Annotated in this window: 11 protein-coding genes; 3 read left to right on the top strand and 8 right to left on the bottom strand. The window is 44.0% G+C overall.

Features of this window, described 5'->3' with window-relative positions:
* A complete protein-coding gene (locus CRO04_RS13730) occupies nucleotides 1–486 on the bottom strand; it encodes a hypothetical protein (protein ID WP_097004825.1) in 486 nt (161 codons plus the stop codon).
* A 212-nt stretch (nucleotides 487–698) separates the two neighbouring features.
* Between CRO04_RS13730 and CRO04_RS13735 the strand changes: the two genes are divergently transcribed.
* Together CRO04_RS13735 and CRO04_RS13740 are read left to right on the top strand one after the other, a co-directional pair.
* Nucleotides 699–1,343, top strand: coding sequence for a hypothetical protein (locus CRO04_RS13735; protein WP_097004826.1), 645 nt, complete (start codon nucleotides 699–701; stop codon nucleotides 1,341–1,343).
* A 52-nt stretch (nucleotides 1,344–1,395) separates the two neighbouring features.
* On the top strand, nucleotides 1,396–2,241 hold the full coding sequence (locus CRO04_RS13740) for an AraC family transcriptional regulator (protein ID WP_097004827.1): 846 nt from the start codon (nucleotides 1,396–1,398) through the stop codon (nucleotides 2,239–2,241).
* Nucleotides 2,242–2,264: 23 nt separating this feature from the next.
* Here the strand turns inward: CRO04_RS13740 and CRO04_RS13745 are convergent, their stop codons facing one another.
* Nucleotides 2,265–3,080, bottom strand: a complete 816-nt coding sequence (locus CRO04_RS13745; protein ID WP_097004828.1) for a helix-turn-helix transcriptional regulator — start codon at nucleotides 3,078–3,080, stop codon at nucleotides 2,265–2,267.
* A gap of 136 nt (nucleotides 3,081–3,216) precedes the next feature.
* Between CRO04_RS13745 and CRO04_RS13750 the strand changes: the two genes are divergently transcribed.
* The gene (locus tag CRO04_RS13750; RefSeq protein WP_097004829.1) at nucleotides 3,217–4,557 is read left to right on the top strand and encodes an MFS transporter; all 1,341 of its coding nucleotides are present in this window, start codon (nucleotides 3,217–3,219) and stop codon (nucleotides 4,555–4,557) included.
* A gap of 4 nt (nucleotides 4,558–4,561) precedes the next feature.
* Here CRO04_RS13750 and CRO04_RS13755 read toward each other — a convergent pair whose 3' ends face one another.
* From CRO04_RS13755 to fsa, 6 genes are read right to left on the bottom strand one after another with little or no spacing between them, the layout of a single operon-like run.
* The gene (locus CRO04_RS13755; RefSeq protein WP_097004900.1) at nucleotides 4,562–5,629 is read right to left on the bottom strand and encodes a substrate-binding domain-containing protein; all 1,068 of its coding nucleotides are present in this window, start codon (nucleotides 5,627–5,629) and stop codon (nucleotides 4,562–4,564) included.
* A 51-nt stretch (nucleotides 5,630–5,680) separates the two neighbouring features.
* Nucleotides 5,681–6,373 carry an L-ribulose-5-phosphate 4-epimerase gene (locus CRO04_RS13760; protein WP_097004901.1) on the bottom strand — a complete coding sequence of 231 codons (693 nt, stop codon included), beginning with the start codon at nucleotides 6,371–6,373 and terminating at the stop codon, nucleotides 5,681–5,683.
* Nucleotides 6,374–6,394: 21 nt separating this feature from the next.
* Entirely contained in the window at nucleotides 6,395–7,996 is a 1,602-nt protein-coding gene (locus CRO04_RS13765) for a xylulokinase (RefSeq protein WP_097004830.1), read from the bottom strand.
* 28 nt (nucleotides 7,997–8,024) lie between these two features.
* A complete protein-coding gene (araA, locus tag CRO04_RS13770) occupies nucleotides 8,025–9,518 on the bottom strand; it encodes an L-arabinose isomerase (RefSeq protein WP_330400852.1) in 1,494 nt (497 codons plus the stop codon).
* 23 nt (nucleotides 9,519–9,541) lie between these two features.
* A complete protein-coding gene (locus CRO04_RS13775; RefSeq protein WP_242974490.1) occupies nucleotides 9,542–11,059 on the bottom strand; it encodes an alpha-N-arabinofuranosidase in 1,518 nt (505 codons plus the stop codon).
* Between the two features lie 35 nt (nucleotides 11,060–11,094).
* Nucleotides 11,095–11,748, bottom strand: coding sequence for a fructose-6-phosphate aldolase (fsa, locus tag CRO04_RS13780; protein ID WP_097004832.1), 654 nt, complete (start codon nucleotides 11,746–11,748; stop codon nucleotides 11,095–11,097).
* Nucleotides 11,749–12,083: the final 335 nt, after the last annotated feature.

Consider the following 12,083-nt stretch of genomic DNA (forward strand, 5'->3'; position numbering starts at 1 on the left):
TTAATTTTTCATAATTCCATATGCATTAAAATTATAAGTCACCCCATCTATCCGGCGTTCTGCTGTTACCATAACGCCTGAATCATCAGTATAGTACCATTTGTCTCCTATTTGAATCCAACCAATTTTCATATATCCTTTTTCATCAAAAAAATAACGTTTTCCGTTAATTCTAACCCAGCCATTCGTATAATAACTTCCATCTTCCAACTGATACCATTTTCCAGTATCATTACTCATCCAGCTTCCCGGCTTTGCTTTTGTATAAGTATCTTCATAATAACTTTCCGTATTCTCATCATATTCTATAGATGGCAAATTATCTAAATATTTCTGTTCTGCCTGATCTGCATTAATATCTTGTACATCTTCTTCTGTCAATGGTCCAATATGGGTTTCTGGATTATAACGATTTGCAAATGATGTAATGGTAAAACCAGTTGATAATATCGTTGTAATATAAAATATTTTTCTTATTTGATTCATACTATCCCCTCCATTTTTAACATAAAATATTTATTAAATCATAAACATCATACCATTATTTCTGATAAAATAATAGCCCCCTCTTATGACAAGTACTTTTGCCAAGTCTTTATTTTTTATTTCTTGTAAAATATTACTTATCAGTTATAATAATAAATGACAGCCCATGGCTGTTAATAAAATATTACCATTATAGAGGGGAATTATTGATTATGAAAAAATCAAAACTACTGACTACCGCAATCCTAATCTTATCATTGATTTTATCCACTGGTTGCAGCAAACATACTGATAAAGTATCTGCCACATCTGAAACAACCAGTATTGCAGATTCAAATAATACTGTAAGTGCAGAAACTAATAATGATTTAGAGGCTGTGGGAAAGGTAGATGTAGAAAAAGGCCTATTTAATGTTGAGCTGACCATTCCGGCTAATTTTGTCGGTGAGCAAACGCAAGAAGAACTAAATAAAATGTGTGAAGAAAAAGGGTATAATTCCATAACGTTAAACGATGATGGGAGTGCTACATATGTATTGACCAAACAGCAGCACAAAGAGATGATGGAGGAATTAAAAAATACCATCAACTCATCCATGTCAGAAATGGTGGATTCTGAGGATTACCCTAATTATACGAACGTTACAGCCAACGAAGACTTTACTGAATTCGAAATAACCACAAAATCTTCCGAATTAGCGATGGCAGAAACTTTCTCTGTATTAGCTTTTTATATGTATGGCGGTATGTATAATGTTTTTAACGGAACAGATATTGACAATATTACTGTGAAATTTATAAATGCTGATACTGGTGAAGTAATTTCAACTACTAATTCTAAAGATATGGAAAAATAATTTATTTCATGATGTGACAGATAGTATCAGCAGCTGAAAGGAGGATCCCTCCATGTACACAAACACAGGTTATATGGATTTAAAAGAAGATGAACTGGAAAATAATAAAATCCCCTTAAGAGTCAACAGCTGCGGCGTCTACCGTCTGGTTTCTCTCCCAGTTATGTCAACATTTCGCCCTCAGGGCCGTTCAGACTATCAGCTTCTTTATATTGCGGCAGGAAAAGCTTTTTTCACCATAGACGGTGCCCCCACTGAAGTTTCAGAGGGCAGCATGATTTTATATCCCCCCCATACCCCCCAGCAGTATTCCTATTATATCAATGATAAACCGGAAGTTTACTGGGTCCACTTCACCGGCAGTGAAGCAGACTCCCTTTCCAAAGAAGCCGGCTTTATTGCGAGCCGGATCTTGTATACCGGAATATCTTCAAGATACCAGGAATTGTTTCTCTCAATAATCCGTGAGATACAGCTTACCCGCCCTTCCTTCGGGGAATTGTCAGCCCTCTATCTAAAGCAGCTGTTTCTACTTCTGAAGCGGATCAGAGAAGAAGGCGGGGTTAAAAGAACAGAGCTCCAGAAACAAATGGAAAAAACAGTCCGGTATTTTCATGAGAATCTGGCAAAAAATATTGAAATCGAGGCGTATGCAAAAGAGCACCACATGAGCACCTGCTGGTTTATCCGAAGCTTCAAGGAATATGCCGGAATGCCTCCCGGAAAATATTTAACTGAAATACGTATCAAAAAAGCCAAGGAACTTTTAGAAAGTACAGATTACAGCATCGGTGAAATAGGCGGAATTATTGGATATGAAAATCCCCTCTATTTCAGCCGTATATTTAAAAAAACAGCCGGAGTCTCTCCGGCTGAATACAGAAAAGCGGCAAGGTAAGAACATTACCCTGCCGCCTTTCTTTACCGTTCGATTACACTATACGTCTGCCGGTATTCCTTAGCCGTCATTCCCATATACTTCTTAAATATTCTCCTGAAATAATCCACATCCTCATAACCGCACCGGTAAGCAATTTCACTTCCGGTTAAATTGGTTTCAATCAGCATTGCGCACGCCTTATTCAGCCGGGCTTCATGAATCCCCTCCGTCAGCGTCTTACCGTAAACGGCATGGTATGTACGCCCTAAATAATCCGGACTGCATTCCAGCTGCTCCGCCAAAATAGAAGCTGATAATGGTTCCTTTAAATGGTATTTGATGTACTGAGCAGCCTGATTGGCCAGAAGTACCTTCTGCCCGTTTATCTCCATGGGAGATAACGAATCGCTCAATTCACAGAGCAATTCCAACAGAACCAGATTTAATATGGTCCTGTCTTCCCTGCACACATTCTGTCTCTTAATAAACCGGCGGAACAGTTCTTCAAACTGCTGAGGTTTTCCGATCCGTATCAGCTGGGGAAGAGACATGATGTCTGTTCCCGTTTTTTCCGCCTTCTCCTCTAAATGAAAGTGAAGCCAGTAAAAATTCAAGTCTTTTGAAAACTCCCTGGTCCCCCAGTGATGTCTGCCTGGAAACAGAATCAGGGCTTCCCCCTCTTCCACTTCATATTCCACATCCTCCTCAGCAATTCCAAGTACTCCGGAATTCACATAGATGATTTCAAAAGAATCCATGACACGGTCTGCATGCCGCCCCTTTCCCCCCGTAACCAGATATCCTGCATTCAATGCCCTCACTGGAAGAACTGCCTTTAGATGTAAGTAATGTTCCATGTGCGCCCCCTTGTCGTCTTCAAGTCGGAATCATCCAGTTTTTCTCTTCTTTTTCCTCTTGTAACCTTTCAATGAAACTGGCAATATAGAGAAAGTATTTTTATTACTATTAAAAGCATAGCAGATCTATGAGTAAATGAAAAGGGGAATACGGCAGATTTGCCGTTTAGAAAATATGGTTATAGAATTGATGACAAAAAAGCACGCACTATTAAGCCACGAAACTGCACCTATGACAGCTGCAGACTTTTCAAAAGGAAGAAATCTCTTTATTGCGGAAGGCTGCTGCGCCAATGGAATCGTTACACTCACCACAGGTGCCTTTCTCTCCGGTTACGCCAGCTCATTGGGGGCTGATGACTCATTAAATGGCATTATTGGATCCATTCCAATCCTTCTTTGCAGCCTGCAGATGTTTTCTTCTATTCTTTTAGAAAACTTAAGGAGAAAGAAAGGGCTGATTATCAGCTTTTCCTTTATTCACAGACTGCTGCTCTCTTTGATGTTCTTTCTGCCGCTGTTTATCATACAGCCGGTAATCCGCCTGACAGCTGTGGTCATTCTCTATGGAATCGCCCACTTTTTCGGTGCATCCATTGGTACCGGAACCGGCAACTGGATCCTCCAGCTGGTCCCCCAGCATATCAGAGGAGATTATCTTGGAAAAAAGGATTCCTTTGCCTTTGCAGCCTCAACCGTCTTAAGTCTTATTATGGGAAGAATCATGGACTGGTTTCGAAACAGCAGCATGGAGCAAACCGGGTTTTACGTAGTGGGGGCTACGGTTCTTGTTATTGCATGCACGGACTACTGGTGCCTGTCATCCATACGGGAGCCGGAAAGCACTCCCCGCAAACAAAAACTGACAGATGCCCTCCTGGCCCCTATGGCTGACAGAAAATACAGGAAAGTCATGATCACCTACATATTCTGGAATCTGGCCCTGCAGATTGCCGGCCCGTTCTTCAGTGTATATATGGTCACCGGGCTGAAACTGGATTACACCTATATCACGTTCCTGGGATTGATTTCATCCACCGTCCGGATTCTTGCCGCCTGGCTTTGGGGAAAGCTGGCAGATGCCACCTCCTGGCTTCTTGCAGGCAGGCTCTCAATGGGACTTTTGGGATTCATCCATATCAGCTGGCTATTTATGACTCCTGATACCTGTTACGCCCTTCAGCCGGTTTTGCAGGCCTTATCAGGGGCCGCATGGGGCGGAATTGCAATATCCGTCTTTAACCTGCAGTATCATTATGCTCCTGAGGAAAAACGGGTTCTATACGTCAGCACCAACTCATCCTATGCAGGGCTGTGCGGCTTTTTCTCCACCCTCTTAGGCGCCAGTCTGCTGACCATACTCCCTTCCTTCCAACTGGGTAATCTGCCAGTCACCGGAATGCAGATTCTCTTTTTGCTTTCCGGATCCCTGATCTTAGGGTGTGTGCTTTACATGGGAAAACTGAAAAAGTACTGACCGGTTATCTGTTCTTTCTCCGGTCTTTACAGGATTCCCGAATTACAAGCTTGGGTTTTAATACCCTTTCCACCTGGCTTTCCTCGTCCGGAATTTCATTTATTTTTTCCAGTAGCAGTTCTGCCGCCATTGCTCCCAGCCGCTCCTGCGGGTGGGCAATGGTGGTCAGCTTCACCATGCCATTCTCTGCTATGAAGGAATTGTCATAACCGGTAACCGAAATCTCTTCCGGCACAGAAATCCCTTCTTTTTCTATGGTCTTAATAACCTCAAAGGCGATCTGGTCATTGTAGCAGACAATCCCATCCACGAAAGCCCCTTCCTCAAGCATGATTTTCAGCACTTGAGAAGGCTTGACAGACCGGTCTTCTGTGTGATACCAGATCACCATATCCGGATCATAGGAAAATCCGCCTTCCTGAAGCGCTTTTACAAAACCCTTGTGCCGGTCTCTTCCCTGGCTGTCATCTGCTTTAAAAATCCCCAGAATATGCTCATGCCCCAGATCAATCAGATACTTTGTCACCAGATATCCGCCCATACAGTCATCAAGCCTGATATGAGGCTTGCTCTTCATCTGGGTATAATACCCCTGTATAAAGACATAAGGTATTTTATAAAAATCCAGCTTGTCATAAAGCCCCCTGTGCCCGCAGAGAATCTCACTCTTGCTCGGTTCGATGATGAGCCCGTCCACATCTTTTTCCAGTATCTCTTCCAGACACCGGCTCTCTTTTAATCTGCTGTTCCCCGTGTTTTTCAGTATAATACTGTAACCGTTTTCTGTCAGCACACGGTCGATTCCCTGTATCAGCCGCGGGAAAATATAGTCGGACAAATAGGTGGTAATCACCGCTATATTGCCCGACCCTTTTTTTCTTCCCGCTTTTCTGGACACAAAGGTACCTCTGCCATGTTCCGCTTCAATATAGCCTTCCTGTTCCAGTATAGACAGGGCTTTTCTCACCGTATGACGGCTGATATGAAAGGCCTGGGAAAGCTGATTCTCCGAAGGAAGCCGGTCTCCCGGCTTTTTCTCTCCGGATATTATATCTTTTTTCAGTTCTTCCATTAATACGAAATACTTTGTTTTTCCGCTGTCCGACACTGGTAAGACTCCTTGCTATTTTTTTTGGCCATAATAGGCATCCGGTCCGTGCTTCCTCATAAAATGTTTATCCTGCATGGATTGGGGCGCCGGCTTCACTGCCGGATTCAACAGCTCTGTCATTAAATTCATTTTAGCAATCTCTTCTAACACAACTGCATTATGAACTGCATTGGCCGCATCTGTTCCCCAGGTGAACGGACCATGGTTTTTGCACAATACCGCCGGAACGTGCATGGGATCAAGTCCTTTAAAGGTCTCTATAATCACAGTTCCCGTATTTTTTTCATAGCCTTCGTCAATCTCTTCCTGAGTTAAATTTCTTGCGCATGGAATCTCACCATAGAAATAATCCGCATGGGTGGTGCCATAGCAGGGCAGAGCTCTGCCTGCCTGGGCCCAGGAAGTTGCCATTGGGGAATGGGTATGTACAATTCCGCCTATCTTATCAAATGCCCGGTACAGTTCCAGATGCGTGGCAGTATCAGAGGAGGGATTTAATTCCCCCTCCACCTGGTTGCCATCTAAATCCACAACTACCATATCCTCCGGTTTCAGCTTATCGTAATCCACCCCGCTGGGTTTAATGACAAACAGCCCCTTTTCCCTGTCAATGCCGCTGACATTACCCCAGGTATAAGTAATCAACCCTCTCCGCGGCAGTTCCATATTTGCTTCATATACACTTAATTTCAGTTCTTCCAGCATGATATCGACCAAATCCTTTCTCTATGCGTGTAAACAATCCACAGCTGCGCGTTCAATCTCCAGACCACCTTTATAACGTTCCATAAATGCAGCAAATCCTGTGATATCTTCCGGGTCCGGTTCCATGGTATCTCCCGCCATATCCTGAAATACATGGTCAGAAAGGTACTGGTCCAGGGACTCACCTTCCTTCTTGCGGAGAAGATAAGATGCAAGCAGTGCTGCTCCCCAGGCTCCGCCTTCTCCGGCCGTTTCCATTACGGAGACAGGAACGCCCACAGCTGCCGCCATGATCCTCTGACCAGTTTCTCTGGTCTTAAACAGACCACCGTGCCCCAGGAGTACATCAAGCTTCACTCCCTCTTTAAACAGTATCTCCATTCCCATATGTAAGGCTCCCAATGCAGTGTAAAGATGAACTCTCATGAAGTTTGCCAGATTAAATCTGCTGTTTGGAGTACGGACGAACAATGGCCTTCCCTCTTCAAAATGAGTGATGTGTTCTCCTGACAAATACCCGTAGGACAAAAGACCACCGCCATCCTTATCGCCCTCTAAAGCCTTTTTATAGAGTGCGGTAAAAAGCTCATTCTTATCCGGCTTCATGCCCATTGTTTCAGCAAATTCCTCAAACATAGAAACCCAGGAATTTAAATCAGAGGTACAGTTATTGCAGTGAACCATGGCAACCGGATCTCCTGCAGGAGTCGTGACAAGATCAAGCTCCTCATAAACTCTGGAAAGCTCCTTTTCCAGAACTACCATAGCAAATACACTGGTCCCTGCAGATACATTACCGGTTCTCTTCGCCACAGAATTGGTGGCTGTCATACCAGTTCCAGCATCCCCTTCCGGAGGGCAGAGAGGGATACCTGGCTTTAAATTCCCGCTTACATCCAAAAGTGCTGCTCCCTCTCTGGTCAGCGTACCTGCTTCCTCTCCTGCAGTCAGCACCTGGGGCATAATATCCCTCAGCTTCCACGGCAGTTTCTTTTCAGCAACAAGCTCATCAAACTGATGAATCATGCGCTCATTAAAATCTTTTGTATCACTGTCCACTGGAAACATTCCGGCGCAGTCACCGATACCTAAGACTCTCTTTCCGGTCAGTTTCCAGTGAACATACCCTTCCAAAGTGATCAGATAGTCAATCTTAGAAACATGGCTTTCTCCATTTAAAATCGCCTGGTATAAATGGGCGATACTCCATCTTTGAGGAATATGGAACGAAAACAGCTCTGTCAGACGGCCGGCGGCCTCTTCCGTCATGGTATTTCTCCATGTCCTGAAAGGCACCAGTAACTCCCCGCTCTTGTCAAATGCCATATATCCATGCATCATGGCAGAAAAGCAAATGGCCCCGATGGAGGTAAGAGTCACCCCATATTTCTCCTTCACCTCTTTGGCCATCTTCTGATAGCTGTCCTGAACACCTTCCCATATATCGGTTATGCCATAGGTCCAGATTCCGTTTTCGTAACGGTTTTCCCAGTCATGACCGCCGGAAGCGATAGGATTATGATTTTCATCCACCAGAACTGCTTTGATTCTTGTGGAACCAAGCTCGATCCCCAGTGCGGTATTTCCTTCCCGGATTGCTGCTATAATTTTTTCGTTATCCATAGAAACCCCCTCAAACTTTCTATCAGTATCAGCGGTATGCCGCCGAATTCCATCTCAGTTCATTCTTAAAATCCCGGATATTTGTATTCTCATCAATATAAACCGCTTCAATTCCCATGGCTTCCGCCCAGTCACCCAGCTGTTCTGCAGTCAGATCATAGGAAAATGCCGTATGATGGGCTCCACCGGCTAAGATCCAGCATTCTGCGCCGGTAATGAGATTTGGCTCCGGTGTCCAGAACGCGGTTGCAACCGGAAGCTTTGGCATGGGTCTGTCTATCTTTTTACAATGAACGGTATTGATAATCAGGCGGAACCGGGTTCCTAAATCGATAAGGGACGAAGCAACTCCTCTGCCCTCTTTTGCAGTGAATACAAGTCTTGCAGGATCTTCTCTGTCACCCATGGACAATGGATTTACTTTAATAGCTGCTCTTCCCTCTGCGATGGATGGGCAGACCTCCAGCATATGAGCCTGAAGAATTCCTTCCTTTCCAGGAACCAGATTATACGTATAATCCTCCATAAAAGAAGTTCCCCTGGCATCCTTTTTGCCCTCTGTCATCAGCTTCATTAAACGCACCATTGCAGCAGTCTTCCAGTCGCCTTCTCCTCCGAAGCCATACCCCTTTTCCATCAGGCGCTGGATTGCAAGACCAGGAAGCTGTTTTAAGGATCCCAAATCACCAAAATGGGTAACAATTGCCTGATAGTTTTTCTCTTTTAAAAATGTCTCAAATCCAAGCTCAATCTGAGCCTGAACTGCCACATGTTTTTTAAATTCCTCAGGGTCCCTTCCCTCCAGTAAGATGTCATAACGGTCATAGTACTCCTCTACAAGCGCAGATACATCTCCTGGTTTTACATCTCTGACGTAATCAGCAGCTTCATTAACAGGATATGCATCGATTTCCCAGCCGAATTTCATCTGGGCCTCTACCTTATCCCCTTCTGTTACCGCTACATTCCGCATATTGTCTGCAAAACGTACCACACGGATATGGCTGCTTTCCACGATTCCCACAGCCGTCCTCATCCAGGAGGCAATCCTTCTCTTTACCGAATCATCGTCCCAGAATCCCGCAATTACTTTTCTCACTATCCCCATTCGGGTCACCATATGTCCGAATTCCCGGTCACCATGAGCAGACTGGTTTTCATTCATAAAATCCATATCTATGGAGTCGTAAGGAATTTCCTGATTAAACTGGGTATGTAAATGAAGCAGAGGCTTTCTGTATTCCTGCAGTCCTAAGATCCAGGATTTTGCAGGAGAAAAGGTGTGCATCCAGGTAATTACACCTCCGCAGGTTTCATCGTCGTTCGCCTGACGGAACAGGGACCGTATGGATGCATTGTCAATCAGCACAGGTTTTAAAACCACTTCATAGGGCAGAATCCCTGATGCATTCAGCCTTTCCGTTATAATTCCCGCATGTTCCGCTACATCCCTTAAGCAGGCCTCTCCATACAGATCCTGAGAACCTGTTGCAAACCAGAACTGATACGCTTTTTGAATCATAATATAACCCCCTCCTGTTTGATTTATTTACCGAGACGGATCACGTTCCAGGATGCTTTGTGCAGCAAGCTGGTTACCATTCCTCCGTCAAGAGAAGACTGGCTGGTCTGTTTGGGTGCCACCTTTTCATTGAAAGGTCCGTTTTCTGCCAGCAGATCATCACTTTCTAACACGATATGCTCCAGAATGCGGTATCCTTCAAAGCTTCTGACATCAATGGTCATTTCTGCATCGTCCTTAATGGAACGGTTGACAGCAAAGACTGTCACTTCATCCTTTACCTCGTTATAAACAGAAACTGCATCTACTGCTGTCACGTCTACATGGGTGGCAGTGTCAAATTTCGGAGAGCTGATGACAGGAAGAAGTGCAGTTCCTCTTCCGAATGCAGAAGCATGCATAAATGGATAGAAAATTGTCTGCTTCCAGACTGCTCCGCCGCCTGCTTCCGTCATAATTGGCGCAATTACATTAACCAGCTGTGCAAGACATGCCATCTTTACCCGGTCTGCATGCTTTAACAAGGTGATCAGCATCAGTCCCACTAAAAGCGCATCCTCAAAATTATAGATATCCTCTAACATGGGAGGTGCTACCTGCCATGGATGGTTTTCTGTAATATCGTTATCAGCGGCATTGGAGTGATACCAGACATTCCACTCATCGAAGCTGATCTTAATGTCCTTTTTGCCTCTCTTTTTTGCCTTTACATAATCACAGGTGGCAATTACTGTGCGGATAAACTGATCCATGTCATCGGATCTGGCCAGAAAATCCTGACTGTCTCCCTTTCCATTGCCATAATACTGGTGCATGGAAACATAATCCACGTAATCATAGGTGTGCTGAAGAGTAACCGCTTCCCAATCAGGGAATGTAGGCATAGTCAGAGAAGAGCTACCGCAGGAAACCAATTCAATGGAAGGATCAATAATCTTCATGGCTCTTGCTGTCTCTTCAGCCAGCCGGCCGTATTCCTCCATGGTCTTATGTCCCAGCTGCCAGGGGCCATCCATCTCATTGCCCAGGCACCAGGTCTTGATATTATGAGGTTCTTTATATCCATGGCTGATTCTTAAATCACTGTATTTGGTATTGCCCGGATGGTTGCAGTATTCCAGTATGTTGCAGGCATCCGCAATTCCTCTTGTCCCTAAGTTTACCGCCATCATTACATCGGACCCTGCGCTTCTGGCCCATTTTGTAAACTCGTTCAATCCAACTTTATTCTCTTCTATGCTCTTCCATGCAAGCTCCAGCCTTCTTGGCCGCTCACTGACCGGTCCAACACTGTCTTCCCAGTTAAAGCTTGAAACAAAGTTCCCGCCCGGATACCGGATGATAGGAACGTTCAACTCTTTAATCATTTCCTTTACATCATTGCGAAAGCCCTGCTCATCTGCTGTAGGATGTTCCGGACAATAAATACCGTCATACACGGCTCTTCCAAGATGTTCAATAAATGAACCGTAGATCCTCTCATCAATCTCCGCGATACGAAATTCCTTGTCAATCACCATCTTTACTTTGTTACATGCCATTTGCCGTTCCCAACCTTTCTAAACGATAATTATTTTTATTCTCCGAATGCGTTTCGGTAGTCATCCTGAAATTTTTTAATACCCTGATCCGTTAAGGGATGTTTTGTCATCTGTTCCAACACCGGATAAGGTACAGTGGCAATATCTGCACCGGCTCTTGCACAGTCAATCACGTGGATCGGATTTCGTATGCTGGCGGCTATGATTTCAGTCTCAATCTCATGAATTGAAAATATTTCGGTTATCTCTCCTATGAGATCAATTCCAGGCATGGAGATGTCATCAAGTCTTCCCAGAAAGGGCGATACATAGGTGGCACCAGCCCTGGCAGCCAAAAGAGCCTGAGCTGCAGAAAATACCAGAGTCACATTGGTCTTAATTCCTTCCCCTGTCAGGACTTTCACCGCCTTTAAGCCCTCTGAAGTCATGGGAATCTTAACCACCATATTGGGATGAATGGCTGCAATCTGCCGTCCTTCTTTTATCATCCCCGCTGCATCCACTGTTGTCGCTTTTACTTCACCACTGATGGGACCATTAACGATTGACGCAATCTCTTCTATCACCTGATTAAAATCCCTTCCTTCTTTGGCAATCAAAGACGGATTGGTGGTCACACCGCAGATAATTCCCATCTCATTGGCTTTTCTGATTTCTTCAATGTTAGCTGTGTCTACAAAAAACCTCATTGATTTCTACCTCCTGATTTTTCCATGAGAGTGAACCAGTCATCCTCTTACTTACAATTTATAACTTGTACGCACCATTGCACAAGTTGTTTTTATATATTTTACCATATTTGTCCTGCAGCTTTCAAATAATTCATATTTTTATAGGATGGTATATAGCACAAGAGATCAGGGCATTCATATATAAATCTGTGTTTTTTCCACAATTCCATGAATAATTCAAGATAAAATGCACAATTTTAATTTTTAATTTTGTTAATGTTTGTTAACACTTTTAAAGAAAAATGGGGTATATTATTACATGTAACCCCCCCAATACATTATATAGTTTTTGC

The sequence above is a fragment of the Lacrimispora amygdalina genome (assembly GCF_900205965.1).
Classification (GTDB): Bacteria; Bacillota; Clostridia; order Lachnospirales; family Lachnospiraceae; genus Lacrimispora; species Lacrimispora amygdalina_A.

Bases quoted from the DNA above. Each gene is read 5' to 3' on its own strand.
- CRO04_RS13730 (WP_097004825.1), bottom strand. From the start codon at position 486: ATGAATCAAATAAGAAAAATATTTTATATTACAACGATATTATCAACT.
- CRO04_RS13735 (WP_097004826.1), top strand. From the start codon at position 699: ATGAAAAAATCAAAACTACTGACTACCGCAATCCTAATCTTATCATTG.
- CRO04_RS13740 (WP_097004827.1), top strand. From the start codon at position 1,396: ATGTACACAAACACAGGTTATATGGATTTAAAAGAAGATGAACTGGAA.
- CRO04_RS13745 (WP_097004828.1), bottom strand. From the start codon at position 3,080: ATGGAACATTACTTACATCTAAAGGCAGTTCTTCCAGTGAGGGCATTG.
- CRO04_RS13750 (WP_097004829.1), top strand. From the start codon at position 3,217: ATGAAAAGGGGAATACGGCAGATTTGCCGTTTAGAAAATATGGTTATA.
- CRO04_RS13755 (WP_097004900.1), bottom strand. From the start codon at position 5,629: ATGGAAGAACTGAAAAAAGATATAATATCCGGAGAGAAAAAGCCGGGA.
- CRO04_RS13760 (WP_097004901.1), bottom strand. From the start codon at position 6,373: ATGCTGGAAGAACTGAAATTAAGTGTATATGAAGCAAATATGGAACTG.
- CRO04_RS13765 (WP_097004830.1), bottom strand. From the start codon at position 7,996: ATGGATAACGAAAAAATTATAGCAGCAATCCGGGAAGGAAATACCGCA.
- araA (WP_330400852.1), bottom strand. From the start codon at position 9,518: ATGATTCAAAAAGCGTATCAGTTCTGGTTTGCAACAGGTTCTCAGGAT.
- CRO04_RS13775 (WP_242974490.1), bottom strand. From the start codon at position 11,059: ATGGCATGTAACAAAGTAAAGATGGTGATTGACAAGGAATTTCGTATC.
- fsa (WP_097004832.1), bottom strand. From the start codon at position 11,748: ATGAGGTTTTTTGTAGACACAGCTAACATTGAAGAAATCAGAAAAGCC.